This is a genomic window from Pantoea sp. B9002 (assembly GCF_013385945.1).
GTDB lineage: Bacteria > Pseudomonadota > Gammaproteobacteria > Enterobacterales > Enterobacteriaceae > Pantoea.
Genome location: NZ_JACAPA010000009.1, coordinates 183,487 through 199,033 on the forward strand (window position 1 = coordinate 183,487; position 15,547 = coordinate 199,033).

Here is a 15,547-nt window from a genome sequence, read left to right on the forward strand (position 1 = left end):
TCCCAGCTTAAAAAACGCCTTTTTGCGATAAGTTATGCATGTTTCTGCTATGGGGTTTGGCACTAGTGGCATAAAGCACGACTAATATCTGGCAATAAAGGGGAAAGTGCAGAATAAAGCATTGTTTCCGCTGTGCTTATTTTTAAAGAAAATGAACAAAAAAAAGCCGTCGGGCTGATTAACCCGACGACTTAGGTTGAAGATGATTTTAATACCGCGCTTTAAATAACATGGACCTCTTTTTGCACCAGCAGCTCAGTGATGTTGTTTTCATGGCGATAAACCTGATACTCAACACCCGCAACCGTCACTTGCCCCTGTTGCTGTATCCACGCCTGATTATTGTCCGACACGATATCACTCAGTTTAATGGTGTCGTTCTCGTCGCCTTTTACGATCAACTGCCTCTTACCATCGATCACAAACAGGGACTTTTCACCGTGGTCCAGAATATCCTGCTGGGTCAATTGCAGCGTTTGTGCTGCGCCATCCGTCAGATCAAGCATACTGGCTTTCGCATTTGCCTCATGTCCGACTTTTTCCAGCAGATTATCCAACGACAACACGGCACCCGCATCGAGAATGCCGGCATCAAACTCCAGCCAGGTGTTGGTTTCCAGCAAGTGTGATACGGGTGGCGCCACTTTGAAATTATCCAGATACCAATACTGGCCGTAATACGTCGTGTTGTTATTGGTATCAAAAACCAGGCTGGTAATAAGCTTGCCTGCTTCAGCGGTATAGAAGAAATTGCCCCATGTGCTGTTGAGGGCTTCACGGGTAAACCACGGTGTCTCCTGCCCATTAAGGTCAAATTGCTCTTCGCTACCATCATTAAAGCGAACAAATACCCGGAACCAGCCCGCGCTGTAATTACTGACAAAACCGGAGGCATCGAATGAGACCGAGCCCACCTCCTGTTTGAACACCATTTCCGTCTGCGAATAATCAAATGGGCGATAGCTATCCGTTAACATCAGCTGTTTGTTGTAGGTAATTTGCGGTGGGTTAGTGGCATTGATGCCATCCAGCACACGAATCATAAACAGATCGCCTTCCGCCTGGGTAAAGGTTCCCGCTTTAAATCCGGTGAACTCTTCACGCAGCCACTCACCTGCAGCTTCCAGCTTCAGCTGACGCGTGGCGGAATATCCGCTCGAGTAATCTCCGTTGGTGCTTCGAACACGGAAATTCCAGACGCCGGTCTTATCTAATTCCGGCGAGGTAAAGGTCCAGTCGCCGTTGTTATCAACCACGGCACTCCCCGCTTTGATCCAGCTGTTGCCCCCACGGTTATACTCGATCTCCACCCAGGTTCCAGCGCCGCCCTTGCCACTTAGGGTTGGCGTTGTATCTTGTGTTACACCCAGCGGGGCAATGGGCGTAATAAAGCCCTGATCGTCAGCCGTCACGTAACTAATGCTGGCGTAAGGCAGTGAGGAGGAATAACTCACAGTGAAACTCTCTGACCAGCCACTGCTGGCCGTTTTCACCTGGAAATCCCAGACGCCATTCTGATTAAGCGCAGGAGCAGGGAACAGCCAGTTGCCATGCGCATCCACAATAACTGAGCCGATGGTCAGCCAGCTATCACGTCCTTCCAGACTGCGCCGTAACTCAAGGATTTCACCCGGTGTGGCGGTACCTTTGAGTAACAATGTACTGTCATTGGTCACGCCATTATCGGATATATAGCGGGTCGTTCCGTAGTCATCCAGCGCATAACTAATGCGTGGATAATCGCGTGAGCTGTCAATTTTCAGTTCAAACGGTGGCATAACGCTGATGTCATGCGGGTTGTCCTGTGCGGTGAACTGCCAGAGACCATTCTGCGCAAGCGATGCCTGCCATACCCAGTTCCCATCTACATCGGCCTGCACACTTGCTGTATCTTGATAGCTGCCGTCTGCCAGCCTGTATGTGATCCACACCCAGCTATGCGCGGCGGCTTTACCGTGTAACACAGGTGTCAGGTCATCAGAGATATCTCCGGTAAACAGGTTGCCCTGAATCAATCCGTTGTCATCTTCAGCATACGTGACTTTAACCGGCACATTTTCAGCTGGCAGCAAACGGAAGTTATCCAGCGTATAGGTCTGGTTGTAGTAATAACTGTTGTTATCCGCCTGGAAAGTCAGCTGAGTGATTGTTACTCCTGCTGGCGCATCAAAGGTAAAGGTTCCCCAGGTTGAGCTCAATGACTGGCGGGAGATCATCTCTGATTCCCCAGCCAATAAGTTGAAGTCACGCGTTGTACCATCGCTTAACGTCAGCTTAAGCTGGAACAAGCTGCCGCTATACACTGTGGCGAATAGCGTGGCATCAAAAGAGACGCTGCTGGCAGGCTGCTTCAAGACGAGATCGGTCAATGCATGGTCACTTGTGCCACGCGCATCACTGATAACCAGTTGCTTGGTATAGTTGATATACGGCCGATTGCTGCTGTTACCGCCGCTGCTGCTGATGGTAAAGAGCGCGCCTTCCTTGCTGACGAAAGGTTCGTTGGTGAATGTCGAGAAGTCTTCAATCGCCCAATCACGCGCTTCAACCAACTCATATTTATAGCTGGCCGACCATCCAGTAAAGCTATCACCGTAGGTTGAGCGCGCCTGGAATTCCCAAACACCATTTTTTGGCAACGTTGGCGACACGAATGACCAATATCCCTGATTGTCCACCATCGCGCTGCCAATATTCACCCAGCTATAGCCACCACTTTTATACTGGATTTCTATCAGGCTTCCCGGTGTTCCGCGGCCTTCTAACGTCGGCGTTTTATCATCGCTTGAGCCACCATTGGCAACACCCTCCTGTAATGTGCCCGCATTGTCAGTCACGATCATGATGGATGGCGTGCTGGAGTATGCGGCATAGCCGATGGTATAAGCGTCAGACCAGGCATTTTCATGCGCGCCGCCGTCCTTCACCTGATATTCCCACACCCCATTATTGTTCAGGCGCGGTGACTCGAAGACCCACTCACCAACACTGTTTACCCGGGCCGTTCCTGCAACAACCCAATAAGGATTACCGACCATACGATATTGTATCTGCACCACATCGCCTGGAATGCCCTGGCCTTTCAGGGTTGGCGTGGCATCATTCGTGGCGCTGCCATCCGCAATGAAGCCGGTTTTGCTGCCGTAATCGTCAATAACCGTGAGAATGCGCGCATGTTCTAAATAATCGGTGACGATAAGATTGAATACTGTGCTGCTGTTAAACGCGTCGGGCGAGGATGCTGCCATAAATTGCCACTCGCCATTGCTGCTTAGTGGCGCGGTAAAGACCCATTCCCCATTTTTATCCGCCTTTACTGAGGCTAATTGCGTGCTGCTATCGCCTGCTTTACCATAACGGATCCACACCAGTTCATACGCAGAGGCTTTGCCATACAGCTCGGGCTGACGATCATCGGTTTCCATGCCAGCGCCAAACACACCGGTATGGGTTCCGGTGGTATCGCGGAAATAGAAAATCTCCGGCTCACCGCCATTTGGATACTGCATAGCAAAATTATCCAGCAGCCACGTGGTGTGATAGTAATAAGAATTATTGTCGGCATTAAAGACAAAGTGGGTGATGTTTTGCCCTTCAGGCGCGTGATAGCTGAACGTTCCCCATTGGCTGTTAAAGCCCTGCTGGCTCAGATATTCACTCTCACCGCCCAGTAAATTGAAGGTACGCGTTGAACCATCGTCCAGGTAAACGATGACATTAAACCAGGCGCTGGGGCTGTTGGTTTTAAACACCTGCGCATCAAATGAGATAGCACTCGCTGGCGTTGTTAAGGCAACTTCCGTCAAAGAATTGTCGCTATTGCCTGCCGCGTCGGATAACACCAACTGTTTTGAATAATTGATGGCCGCTTTGGCCGTGCGCGTACCAGGGTTAAGGGTTCGCAACGTAAATTGCTCGCCATACACTTCGGTAAAACTGCCCACGGCATAACCAGAGAAGTCTTCAGTTTCCCATTTTCCCCCTTCAACAACATTGGCACTATAAGTAGCCGACCAGCCGCTGGAACTGTCACCATTGGTGGCCTTAACGCGATATTCCCAAACACCGTTCTTATTCACCTCCGGAGCATCAATTGACCAAAAGCCATTATTATCAATGATAGCTTTGCCACCTTTTAACCAACTATTATTACCGGCAAGGCGGTATTCTAATTCAATATGATTACCTAAACTGCCTTTGCCGTGTAATGTCAGGCCACGATCGTCGGTCTTTTCTCCACGCTGCACCTCTCCGATGTCACGCCCCTGATCATCAAGCGCACTGAGAATGAACGGGGTATAAACTGTGTTGGAATAACTCAAACTAAATACATCTGACCAGCCACCTTGCGTGCCGGATATCTTAACGCGATACTCCCATATTCCGTTATTTCCTAATCGAGGTGATTCAAAACTCCAGTTACCATAACGGTCAACATTGGTATAACCGATATCAATCCAGTTATTATTATCTTTTGACCATATCTGTATCTGTACGCGTTTATTTGCTTCTGCGGTGCCATAGAGGGTTGGGGTACTGTCATTTGTTACACCATGATTGGTGATATATTCCGTAATATAGTAATTATCGACCACGTGGGAAATAACCGGTTTACTGGCATCATTTGACAACGTTAAATTGAAATCGGTTTTGTCTTTAAAGTCCGGCGAATAACTGGTGCTGAACTGCCACTGCCCATTGCTGGCCAGAACCGGCGTCCATTGCCATGTCCCGTCTGCTGATACAGTGACCGATACAATCTGGCTGTCGTTGTGGCCTGTTAATCCATAGCGGATAAAAATAAGGCTGTTAGCTTCCGCTTTGCCATGCAGTTCTGGGGTGGGATCATCAGTTTGCCCGCCGGAACGCACCACTGTGTGCTCGGGGCCGTAATCATCCAGCGCGTAATGAATCATTGGACGCAACGCCGCATGGCTGCCGATGGTTAAGGTAAAGGGATGCAGAAGATCCAGACTGCTCATACCATGTCCGACATAGAAATCCCATTTGCCATAGTTCTGGGACACCACATCAAATGTCCAGAATCCGGCGTGGTCTGTCTGGGCGGTTCCCAGCGCCTTGAGTTTGCCATCTGTGCCGCGAATAGCGATATAAACCAGACTGTTCGCTTCAGCGCGTCCCTGTAGTTGCGGCGTGGTATCGTCGGTTAGCCCATTATGTTTAACCACACCCTGATAGGCCCCCATATCATCAAATGCCTGAACAATAACTGGTTTTTGCATTTGCGGGTTAGTCAGCGAAAGGTGGAAACCGTTAGCCATATCCAGATTATCTGGCGCGTTACCCACGTAAAAAGTCCACTGACCATAAGCAAGATTGTCAGGCGTGAATTCCCATTCACCCTCACTGTTTGCACGTACGCTGAATAACGGCCCTTGTTCCTGATTTGAGGTGGAGTAGCGGATCCAGACCACTGATCCTGGCGTGGCTTCACCCACCAGTTTCGGCGTTAAATCATCGGTAATTGCGCCATCCTGTAATAAACCTTTATACGGACCGAAATCATCAATGGCATGATGAATCGTCGCCTGATCAGGCTCCGACGCTTCAGTAATCGTCAGGGGAAATAATTCAGATTTACCACTGATTCGCCCAAAACGATCTGCTGATTCCACCGAAAAGAGGTAGGTTTTTTCTTGCAGTAGTGGCGTGAATTGCCATGAACCATCACTGTTGGCGAGTACACTGGCAATCGCTACGTCGCCGTCATACAAAGTAATAATATCGCCTGGTGTGGCACTTCCACTTAATGTAGGTTGTTTGTCGTCCGTGATATCGTGGGGTGAAAGGTTGCCCTTACTTCTGCCTTCATCATCAGTAATTTGTAATAACTTCGGCTTTTCAGGCGCGCTGGTATCAATATTATAAATAACAACCTCAGGTTCACTGATATTGTTTGCGCGATCTATAGTGCGAAAAGTCACCGCATATTGACCATCTGCCGCCGGATAGGGCGGAATCCAGGAAATTTCGCCAGAGGCGGGAACGGGAACTTTATAGATATTGCCATCGAAATATATTTCTAATGTTCCGCCAGCCTCTATGGGCTCCACAATTACACGCCAGCTTTTTGACGGATCATCTGACCATATTTGCGAGGTGCCATATACATCTGGAATACCAGGAGCGATAACTTTGAAGCTAGATAAATAGTCCATTAATTAAACCTTATAAAATTAGCAAAGCATGCAAAAATGCTTAGCCACGCTAATGCTTCATAAGGGTTATCTGGATGCGAAATGTCTTGTTTTACAAACTCATAATATTCTGCAAAAACAATATGCAATGCATCTCACATTAATGAGAATGACCAATGGTTTTTTGTATAAAAAAAAGGCTATCGATTAATAGCCTTTTCAAAAAGCGAATAAATCAATGCAGCATGGCGTGGGCTGAACTCAAGGGTGCGGGTTCATTTTCTTCTTCTACCACCAGCAAGTGGTTAGCAAAAGCTTCCATGATCACCATGGAAACGCCCTCTTCACTCTGCTTCATAAAGTGGGAGAACTGACCGAAGGTTAATCCGGCGCTGGTACTGATCGACTGGCAGACAATCAACTTGGGCAGATTGTCGTCCTGAATATCAACAAAGGCTTTAATGGTCAGCGAGCTGGCGTTGATCTGCGAGAGATCGCCCACCAGCGGAATCAGCGCCGTAGGTTTTACTTCTGCCAGCGCGGAGAAGAGGATAACGTTATCCACCAGGTCAATTTTTGCATCAAACACCCCGTCAAAATTCTGCATGTGCGGCAGGTGCAGTGCCTGACAGGCATCGCATTCGAACCAGGTGATATTTTGTTGATCCAGCCAGCGACGCAGCACGTCAATGTCCGGAACGACCAGTGAATCCATCGTAATATCCTGTGGGGTGAAGAAATGAGCGCCTTAGCTTACGGAAAAACCGATCTGGATGCCACGAAAACCGCTGAAAAGCGCGGGTTAGCCGCCGGTTTTAGGACGATAGCCGGGGCAAGCGTGCTGCTCAATCCACTTGATCATCATGGTGGCGATATCTAAACCGGTAATGCCCTCAATCCCTTCCAGTCCCGGCGAGGCGTTCACCTCCATAACCAGCGGGCCACGCTGGGCGCGCAGGATATCCACGCCAGCCACTTCCAGCCCCAGCGTGCTGGCGGCTTTTACCGCGATATCCCGCTCCTGATCGGTGATCTGCACGGCGCGCGCTTTGCCGCCGCGATGCAGATTGGAACGAAAATCGCCCTCTTTCGCCTCGCGCTCAATCGCTGCCACCACTTCATCGCCGATTACCAGACAACGAATGTCGCGCCCTTGCGCTTCTTTAATGAACTCCTGCACCAGAATATGCGCGTTGAGACCACGAAAAGCATCGATTACGCTCTCCGCCGCCTGACGCGTTTCCGCCAGCACCACGCCGATGCCCTGCGTGCCCTCCACCAGCTTCACCACCAGCGGTGCACCGCCCACCATCGCAATCAAATCATCGGTATCATCCGGCGAAGAAGCAAAACCGGTGATCGGCATATCAATGCCCTCACGCGCCAGCAGCTGCAGCGAACGCAGCTTGTCGCGCGCACGGGTAATGGCCACCGATTCATTGAGTGGATAGCTGCCGCGCACCTCAAACTGGCGCAGCACCGCGGTGCCGTAAAAGGTGGTGGCGGTGCCGATGCGCGGGATCACCGCATCAAAATGCCCCAGCGCCTCGCCGCGATAGTGCACTGCGGGCGAATCGGAATTGATGTTCATGTAGCAGGAGAGCGGATCGATAATCTGCACCTGATGACCACGCTCCTCCGCGGCGTCGCGCAGACGCTTACACGAATAGATCGATCCATCGCGAGTGAGAATGGCCATTTTCATTGCAGAGTTCCTTGTGCTTAGCGCGTCGCCCAACCCTGCTGATGCAGGTAATCCAGAATGAAGGGACGCGTTTCTTTAATAATCAGGCGCTGAATCAGCTGGCTCCAGGTTTCGGAACGCTGGTTGCTATCACGTTGCTGATAATAGGCAGTAATTTGCTCATCGTACTGTGCCAGCAGGTTTTTATCGACGGGCTGATAGCTATTTTCATGCACCAGCATCGCTTGCGGCATACGTGGCTTGACGTCCGGCGCATCAGCCGGATGCCCCACGCAGAAGCCGAACAGCGGCAGCACAAACTTCGGCAGCTCAAGCAGCTCGGTCACTTCAGCGATGCTGTTGCGGATCCCGCCAATAAATACGCCGCCAAGGCCCAGCGATTCCGCCGCTACCATGGCATTTTGCGCCATCAGCGCGGTATCAACGCAGCCGAGCAGCAGCTGTTCGGCACGGCCAAGTTGCGCATCCGGGCAGATCTGCTGATGACGATTGAAATCCGCGCAGAATACCCAAAACTCTGCCGCCGCGCTGACCCACGGCTGGCCGCCGGTCAGCTGGACCAGCTGCTCGCGCTTTGCGGCATCGGTGATACGAATAATCGAGGAGCACTGTAAAAAGCTGGAGGTCGAAGCCGCTTGTGCCGCTGCAATGATGGCGCTGCGTTGCGCCTCATCAATGCCCTGTTCGGTAAAAGCGCGAATGGAACGGTGGCTGCACAGTAAATCGATAGTCGGCGTCATAAATCCTCTCCGGTGGTTACTTCTTTTTGTTGGAATGATTGAACAGTTGCGGGGCCATCGCCTTGGCCGTGCGCCACATCATCATCCATGCGGCAGGCAGCATCAGCGCGATGCCGAGAAAAAACAGCAGCGTCGCCAGCGGCTTTTTGGCGATGAAATCAGGTGCGCTCACCCAATCGTTGGTGAGCAACAATGCGCCAATCACGGCAAGCACGCCGAGCACTTCGAGCAGCAACACGGGTTTGGGTAATGTGGCGAGATTACGCATGCGATGGTTCCTTTGGCGTCCAATCAGTTTTAGCGTCTTTTAAAATAATGACATAGACGATGCACATTAGAGTAACAGGTATATTCTTCTTCCTTTAAGCAGGATGGGCGGGCATGATGTGACGCATTATTCACGCTGTGATGTGATTCTAGTCACAAAACAGCAGCGGAAGGAGAGAAGCAATGATTGCAGTGATTTTTGGCCGTTCTAGCTGCCCTTACTGCGTACGTGCGAAAGAGTTGGCGGCTAAGCTGACCAGCGAGCGCGACGATTTTAACTATCAGTACGTGGATATTCAGGCCACCGGCATTACTAAAGCCGATCTGGAAGCCCGTGCCGGCAAGCCGGTAACAACCGTGCCGCAGATTTTCCTCGACGATCAGCACATTGGTGGTTACACCGAATTCGCTGCCTGGACCAAAGAAAACCTGGGTATCGAAGCATAAGAGAACGGGCCTGCGGGCCCGTTTTTACTGGTGCTATTCGGCACGCATCGCCAGCATAATCCGCAGCAAGCGCACCAGCAGCGCACCACAGCCCGCCCAAAACAGCGCACTCAAACTCCAGGCCACAATCAACAAGCCGCTGTGTGTCATCGTTACCGCCAGCATCAACCACATCATGCCCAGCAGCGTACCGCCCAGTGCTACCCACAAGGTGCTGATAAGTGGACTTTCCGGCTGCAGTAGCGCCATCAAACATCCCGGCAGTAAAAACAGCAGTAATTCTGGCTGTCCGCGCACGGCTTGTTCACTGGCGGCGGCCCAGAAATGATGTGCATAAATAAACACCAGCGTATAAAGCATCACGCCCAGAATGGATGCTGGCCAGCGATTATTGCGCTGCAACATAATTATCCTCAACTTTGACGTTAACAATTATGAAACTTTTTCTGCCCTGATGCGCACGACTGGAAATAAAAAGAAACAGCTGGAGGCGAAAGGAATGAAAACTGCCGATAGCTGAGGGTGTTAATTATGATTAGAATGACGCCGCTTTAGATTTCGGCTTGAACGCTTTTGTAGCAAGAACCTTAACGTTCGGCACAAGATAGCGAAAAAAGTCCCTCTCATCAACTGGTTACAGGTTAAGAAGAAGTTAAACCGTGAACATTAACGTCGCAGAGTTGTTAAGCGGAAATGACGTTCTGTTATTATTTGTCGTTTTAGCCCTCGGACTCTGCTTAGGTAAATTACGCCTCGGTTCGGTCCAACTCGGTAATTCCATTGGAGTCCTGGTTGTTTCGTTGATTTTAGGTCAACAGCATTTCGCCATTAATACTGACGCATTAAGTCTTGGCTTTATGTTGTTTATTTTTTGTGTTGGCGTAGAAGCCGGACCTAACTTTTTCTCGATATTTTTCCGCGACGGTAAAAACTACTTCTTTCTGGCGATTGTCATGGTGGTCAGCGCGCTGTTAATCGCCCTGACGCTCGGCAAATTATTCGGCTGGGATATTGGTTTAACCGCGGGCATGTTGGCCGGTTCAATGACCTCAACGCCGGTGCTGGTGGGTGCTGGCGATACGTTGCGGCAAAGCATTAGCGACAGCCATCAGCTCACCTTGATGCAGGATAACCTCAGCCTCGGATATGCCCTGACTTATTTGGTGGGTTTAGTCAGCCTGATTTTTGGCGCGCGCTATCTGCCGCGCCTGCAGCATCAGGATCTGCCGACCTGCGCGCAGCAAATCGCGCGCGAGCGCGGCCTCGACGCCGACAGCCAGCGCAAAGTGTTTCTGCCGGTGATCCGCGCGTATCGGGTGGGTCCGGAACTGGTGGAGTGGAGCGGCGGTAAAAACCTGCGCGAGCTGGGCATCCATCGCCAGACCGGCTGCTACATCGAGCGTCTGCGCCGCAACGGTATCCTCGCCAGCCCGGACGGTGACGCGATGCTGCAGCTGGGCGACGATATCTCACTGGTGGGCTATCCCGATGCGCACGCGCGTCTTGATCCCAGCTTCCGTAACGGCAAAGAGGTGTTCGATCGCGACCTGCTGGATATGCGCATCGTCACCGAAGAGATCGTGGTGAAAAACCACAACGCGGTGAACAAGCGCCTGAGCCATCTCAAGCTGACCGATCACGGCTGCTTCCTTAACCGCGTGATTCGCAGCCAGATCGAGATGCCGATCGATGACAGCATCATGCTTAACAAAGGTGATGTGCTGCAGGTAAGCGGCGAAGCGCGTCGCGTGAAAAGCCTGGCAGATCGCATTGGTTTTATCGCCATTCACAGCCAAATCACCGATCTGCTGGCCTTCTGCGCCTTCTTTATCGTCGGCTTGATGGTCGGGATGATCACCTTCCAGTTCAGCAATTTCAGCTTCGGCATCGGTAACGCCGCTGGACTGTTGTTCGCAGGCATCATGCTGGGCTTTATGCGCGCTAACCATCCTACGTTTGGCTACATCCCGCAGGGTGCGCTGACGATGGTGAAAGAGTTTGGTTTGATGGTGTTTATGGCGGGCGTTGGTCTGAGCGCGGGCAGCGGTTTACAGCACGGTTTCGGCAGCGCCGGCGCGTTGATGCTGCTGAGCGGCTTGCTGGTAAGTTTGCTGCCGGTGGTGATTTGCTATCTGTTCGGCGCTTACGTGCTGCGTATGAATCGCGCGCTGCTGTTTGGTGCCATCATGGGCGCGCGCACCTGTGCGCCAGCGATGGAGATCATCAGCGATACCGCGCGCAGCAGCATTCCAGCCTTGGGTTATGCAGGAACTTATGCGATTGCTAACGTTTTGCTGACGCTGGCGGGCACCTTGATCGTGATAATCTGGCCGCTTTTGCCTTTATAAAAATATTTTCGCGCTGTCCAGAACTTTCTTTGGGAGGCGCAGTCTGAATAAGTGCCACTGCTTTTCTTTGAAATCCCCAAATTGTGGAGCCCGCCGGTCACTGACTTGCGGGTTTTTTTATGGCTGCGTTTAAGCAGATTCAAGGCTTATCGACGCTGCCGCAGTAAAGAATCCTGCAGGAGCGAGAGTTCATGATCGTTTTTCAGACCCAGCTTGCGCATGCCCGCCTGTTTCTGACCGCTGATGGTCTTAATGCTGCGGGAAAATTTCTCCGCGATTTCTGTCACGGTCATTCCTTCCAGCAAGCAGTGCATCACGTCCTGTACTTTTGGTGACAAAACGGAAAGCTGAGACGATGCAGGCAACGAGTGTAATTTTTGGCCTGGTGCCCTATCCGCCTTCACTACGCGTTCATGAATTTGTGCCAGCTGCATTGCCATAAGCGGCTCAAGATAGATGTTACCGCTGCCAGTCACCTGCACCGCATTCAGCAACTCCCCCTCTGAAGCCGTTTTACTGATAAATCCACTGGCACCGTCACGCAAAGCCTGCGCCACCGTCGCGCTATTGTAAAAGTTTGACGCCACCAGTATGCGCATCTTTGGATTACGCCGATGCACTTCTCTGATTAGGTTGAGGCCGTTAGTATCTTGCGGCGCAAGTGCATGATCCATAATCAACATATCTGCTTCCGTCGTGGCAAACGACGCCCACAAATCCCGACTGTGGCTAAAACTACCCATCACTTTTAGTGTAGGTTCCTGCGTTAACACCGCATTAAGTCCACGCAAAAAAATGGCATGATCGTCCAGCAGATAAATACGCAGTGGTTGTGTGCGGCTGAAAGTCATTTCCTTTTCCCTGTTAACTCTGGTCATTTGGGCGGCAAGCAAGATCGCCCACCATCAACGTGCTGTTTTCGCGTTTCGCGTTCGCCGTATCCAGCATGACTTTGCATTGCTGGCCTTCACGCGAATGAATCGTCAATTCAGGCGTATGTTCATGCATATCGGTAACGAAGAATCCGTCACTTTCCGCGATGCCATGTCCCGCATGATTGACCAGTTTTGCGCCAGACATCGGCTCGCCTTTGTGGTCGATAACACGCCCAATCACCGTAACGGTTTTCATCACGCGTACTTTGCCAGACGCCACGCCGCCTTTATTTAAGTGATAAGGCAGCTCTGCGGGCCAGATTTTCAGCGCCGGACCATCATTGCCGACAAAATCAATTTGCAGTTGCCCAGACTTCCACGCATTCACCGGCACAAAATTGCGTCCCGCGCGCAGCGTGCTGCTGGTGCCATTACTATCCCAGGCTTTTAATCTGACATTAGGATCGTCACTTTCGACATCAATAATCATGCCGGTATGACTTGCCCAGCTCTCCGGGCTGTGGCTGGCCGACACTTTTCCACCGCCAATCGCCAGCGTGTTGTTCATATTGATGCCGCCACTCAACGATTGTGATGCGCTGGATTGCTGGGCATACACCGAACCGCTGGCATAACGGTGCTTGAAGTCGCTATAAAGATTGCCACCGAGACCATATTGATCGCCGGTTACCCCAGCGGAAAGGCGCTCGATTGGGCCATTTTCGAATGATTGCACCACGCCTGCTGAAGCAAACATTTCACGTCCGCCGCGATTGTCATTACGGCTGCCTAAGGAAGCCGTCACGTTGCGTTTATTCTCACCGAGTGAGAAGGACAGATTGAGATTGGCACCTCGGTTGCGTGATGCGCCGTTCTGACTATAAGGACGATCAAAGGCGTTCAACGTGAGCGAGACCGGCGTATCTTTCACGGAAAAACGCGTGCGCCAGTTTGCATCAACGCCCACGCCATTCTCACGGCTGTAGTGTGTTCCACGCAATGACAGTGAATCACCGTTCCCCAGACGATGATTAACCGTCGCTCCGCTGTTGTGCTGTTTGTTAGTCTTGCACGTATTCACCGAGCAGCGACTGCTCTCATCCTGATACCAGCTCTGACTGTGGTTCAGCAGCAAACTAGTCTGCGGTTGGACCTGCCAGCTGAACTGGCTATCAAAACGTGAACCCCATTGGTCACTGACACCCGCGCTACCGTACAAACGCGTGCTCTGGCTGGATTGGATATCAGTTGAAACACCCAACTGATTGCTGCCGGCATTACGTTGCGCTGCGCCGCCCACAATCACCTTTGGATGCAACAGATAATTGGTGCTGATACCAAAGGCCGCATCGCCATCCGCCTGGTTATAGCGGTTATTACCGAGTTGCTTCTCTACACCGCCATAAAGATTGTACTGCCAGCGACGATCGGGATTGCGCCAGCTGGTGGGTTTATAGATGGTCTCTTCCGTACGGCTGATTTCACGGCCATCTTCGACCAGCCGCACTTCAACGCCGTAAATGCCGCCGGGCAAAACAGTGGTATCCAGTTGCTGCATCCCCGTCTGCACAGGTTGGCTGTTGATCAGCACGCCATCACGATAGATTTCAGCAATCGAATCACGGTTGGCGGTGACATAAACGGGATAAAGACTAGCCTGCGCCTGGCTTTCCAATAAGGTGTCGGAACTGCCTACCATCACACCTGCGACGGTATTCACACTGCTGCGGCCAGGCATCACCGGTTGTCGCAGGATCCCTTGAGAATCCGGCATAAATAACCCAGCACGTACCGCTGTGCCGGGCAATTCACGCTGTAAAAAGAGTGAACTTACACGTGCATCGGTTTTACTGTTTTCAATGTCACTGCGACTGAGCTGGCTACTGGCTTGCGCGGTCCATTTGCCAATGCTGCCTTCCAACTGCAACCCTTGATACCCCGACCAAGGCTGCTGTTCACCGCCAATCAGGTTAAGTTGGTTGCGTAATATCAATCCACTGCTGCCTTGTTCAGGCAAGGCAATATGCTTCACTTTGCCTTTTTCCTCTTTTGCCGCTGAGGTGCTGATATATAACGTGGTATTGGCCAGGCTGTAATGCAGGCTAATTAACCCTTCTGCACACTCTTGCTCACATTTACCGAGAGGAAATGCATTATTAAATATATTACTCCAGCGACTACGTGCGGCAGCGGGTAATTTACTTTCGGAAAATTCGGTGAACTTTACTAATTGAACGGTTTTGACACGAGATAATAAAATCATGGCGTCACCTAAATATTCACCATCCAGCTCGACTTTCGTCAACAGCGGTGCATCAAAGAAGTGTGCACTGAAATCTTCCGGCAGATTGTCTGCCTGAGTCACCAGGTCTTCCATGGGCACCGCAGATACCGACAATGGCAGCATAAATAGCGCCACGGCGATAGCCAGAGGTTTTTTATTAAGTAACAACATGAGTTTATCCGCTAAAAAAAGGACGCAGTGTGCGTCCTTGTTATCAGAAGTCATTAAGGGATTTCGTGATCAAAAACCATGGTAACTTCGCCGGCGTAGCTACCACCCTCATAAGATGGAGAGCCAGTAGGACTCACCACTAATGGCAATGTTTTTTCATCAGCAGCATTGGCTGCTGTAAGTATATCGGAAGGATTCATTGGCCCAACACGAAGATCCGTAGTACCAATCCGGACAGTCAATGGTATATTATTCGCAGGCGTATCTTCATGTTCTAATACTGCAGCACTTAGAAGGTGTGCGCTAATTTTTCCTTCAGTGTTTCGCGCCTGAAGATTAGTTGAGACATTATTCAGAATATTAGCATCTTCATCCCAAACCATTTCCTGCTTAGTTGAACCGAAAACAGGGTCAGAAAATTTAACGTATGAACGTTCTGATGGGATAGTGGCTTCTAATTCAAAAGTTAGCTCTTGTTGCTTGTCTACAGCAACGGCCAGTGAACTTACAGCGACCAGACTAGCAATTAAAGATTTATAAAAAATTTTCATG

Annotated in this window: 11 protein-coding genes; 2 read left to right on the plus strand and 9 right to left on the minus strand. The window is 50.9% G+C overall.

The genetic code is table 11. The features are described from left to right. Window positions 1-221: 221 nt before the first annotated feature. The 5 genes from HX773_RS06610 to HX773_RS06630 all read right to left on the minus strand — a co-directional run bounded on the left by HX773_RS06610 (window position 222) and on the right by HX773_RS06630 (window position 8,871). Window positions 222-6,179, minus strand: a complete 5,958-nt coding sequence (locus HX773_RS06610; protein WP_176970902.1) for an Ig-like domain-containing protein — start codon at window positions 6,177-6,179, stop codon at window positions 222-224. A 214-nt stretch (window positions 6,180-6,393) separates the two neighbouring features. Next, on the minus strand, window positions 6,394-6,873 hold the full coding sequence (locus HX773_RS06615; RefSeq protein WP_176970903.1) for a YbjN domain-containing protein: 480 nt from the start codon (window positions 6,871-6,873) through the stop codon (window positions 6,394-6,396). A gap of 87 nt (window positions 6,874-6,960) precedes the next feature. Then, window positions 6,961-7,863, minus strand: a complete 903-nt coding sequence (gene rimK, locus HX773_RS06620; protein ID WP_176970904.1) for a 30S ribosomal protein S6--L-glutamate ligase — start codon at window positions 7,861-7,863, stop codon at window positions 6,961-6,963. Between the two features lie 17 nt (window positions 7,864-7,880). Beyond that, a complete protein-coding gene (nfsA, locus tag HX773_RS06625) occupies window positions 7,881-8,603 on the minus strand; it encodes an oxygen-insensitive NADPH nitroreductase (RefSeq protein ID WP_176970905.1) in 723 nt (240 codons plus the stop codon). Between the two features lie 16 nt (window positions 8,604-8,619). Then, the gene (locus tag HX773_RS06630; RefSeq protein WP_101760989.1) at window positions 8,620-8,871 is read right to left on the minus strand and encodes a DUF1418 family protein; all 252 of its coding nucleotides are present in this window, start codon (window positions 8,869-8,871) and stop codon (window positions 8,620-8,622) included. Window positions 8,872-9,053: 182 nt separating this feature from the next. Between HX773_RS06630 and HX773_RS06635 the strand changes: the two genes are divergently transcribed. Beyond that, window positions 9,054-9,317 (plus strand): GrxA family glutaredoxin, encoded by a 264-nt coding sequence (locus HX773_RS06635; protein ID WP_007887673.1) that lies wholly within the window; start codon window positions 9,054-9,056, stop codon window positions 9,315-9,317. 33 nt (window positions 9,318-9,350) lie between these two features. Here the strand turns inward: HX773_RS06635 and ybjM are convergent, their stop codons facing one another. Next, entirely contained in the window at window positions 9,351-9,722 is a 372-nt protein-coding gene (gene ybjM, locus HX773_RS06640; protein ID WP_176970906.1) for an inner membrane protein YbjM, read from the minus strand. Between the two features lie 254 nt (window positions 9,723-9,976). On the opposite strand from ybjM, the gene HX773_RS06645 reads away from it, so the two are divergent. Beyond that, window positions 9,977-11,665, plus strand: coding sequence for an aspartate:alanine antiporter (locus HX773_RS06645; RefSeq protein ID WP_176970907.1), 1,689 nt, complete (start codon window positions 9,977-9,979; stop codon window positions 11,663-11,665). A 146-nt stretch (window positions 11,666-11,811) separates the two neighbouring features. Here the strand turns inward: HX773_RS06645 and HX773_RS06650 are convergent, their stop codons facing one another. From HX773_RS06650 to HX773_RS06660, 3 genes are read right to left on the minus strand one after another with little or no spacing between them, the layout of a single operon-like run. Next, window positions 11,812-12,516: a response regulator transcription factor gene (locus HX773_RS06650; protein WP_176970908.1), complete on the minus strand. Its 705-nt coding sequence runs from the start codon at window positions 12,514-12,516 to the stop codon at window positions 11,812-11,814. A 13-nt stretch (window positions 12,517-12,529) separates the two neighbouring features. Beyond that, window positions 12,530-14,995, minus strand: coding sequence for a CS1-pili formation C-terminal domain-containing protein (locus HX773_RS06655; protein ID WP_176970909.1), 2,466 nt, complete (start codon window positions 14,993-14,995; stop codon window positions 12,530-12,532). A gap of 53 nt (window positions 14,996-15,048) precedes the next feature. Continuing rightward, window positions 15,049-15,546 (minus strand): CS1 type fimbrial major subunit, encoded by a 498-nt coding sequence (locus HX773_RS06660; RefSeq protein WP_176970910.1) that lies wholly within the window; start codon window positions 15,544-15,546, stop codon window positions 15,049-15,051. Window position 15,547 lies beyond the last annotated feature (1 nt).

Excerpts from the sequence above, each read along its gene's own strand:
- HX773_RS06650 (WP_176970908.1), bottom strand. The coding sequence starts at position 12,516 with ATGACTTTCAGCCGCACACAACCACTGCGTATTTATCTGCTGGACGAT.
- HX773_RS06635 (WP_007887673.1), top strand. The coding sequence starts at position 9,054 with ATGATTGCAGTGATTTTTGGCCGTTCTAGCTGCCCTTACTGCGTACGT.
- HX773_RS06610 (WP_176970902.1), bottom strand. The coding sequence starts at position 6,179 with ATGGACTATTTATCTAGCTTCAAAGTTATCGCTCCTGGTATTCCAGAT.
- rimK (WP_176970904.1), bottom strand. The coding sequence starts at position 7,863 with ATGAAAATGGCCATTCTCACTCGCGATGGATCGATCTATTCGTGTAAG.
- ybjM (WP_176970906.1), bottom strand. The coding sequence starts at position 9,722 with ATGTTGCAGCGCAATAATCGCTGGCCAGCATCCATTCTGGGCGTGATG.
- nfsA (WP_176970905.1), bottom strand. The coding sequence starts at position 8,603 with ATGACGCCGACTATCGATTTACTGTGCAGCCACCGTTCCATTCGCGCT.
- HX773_RS06630 (WP_101760989.1), bottom strand. The coding sequence starts at position 8,871 with ATGCGTAATCTCGCCACATTACCCAAACCCGTGTTGCTGCTCGAAGTG.
- HX773_RS06660 (WP_176970910.1), bottom strand. The coding sequence starts at position 15,546 with ATGAAAATTTTTTATAAATCTTTAATTGCTAGTCTGGTCGCTGTAAGT.
- HX773_RS06615 (WP_176970903.1), bottom strand. The coding sequence starts at position 6,873 with ATGGATTCACTGGTCGTTCCGGACATTGACGTGCTGCGTCGCTGGCTG.
- HX773_RS06655 (WP_176970909.1), bottom strand. The coding sequence starts at position 14,995 with ATGTTGTTACTTAATAAAAAACCTCTGGCTATCGCCGTGGCGCTATTT.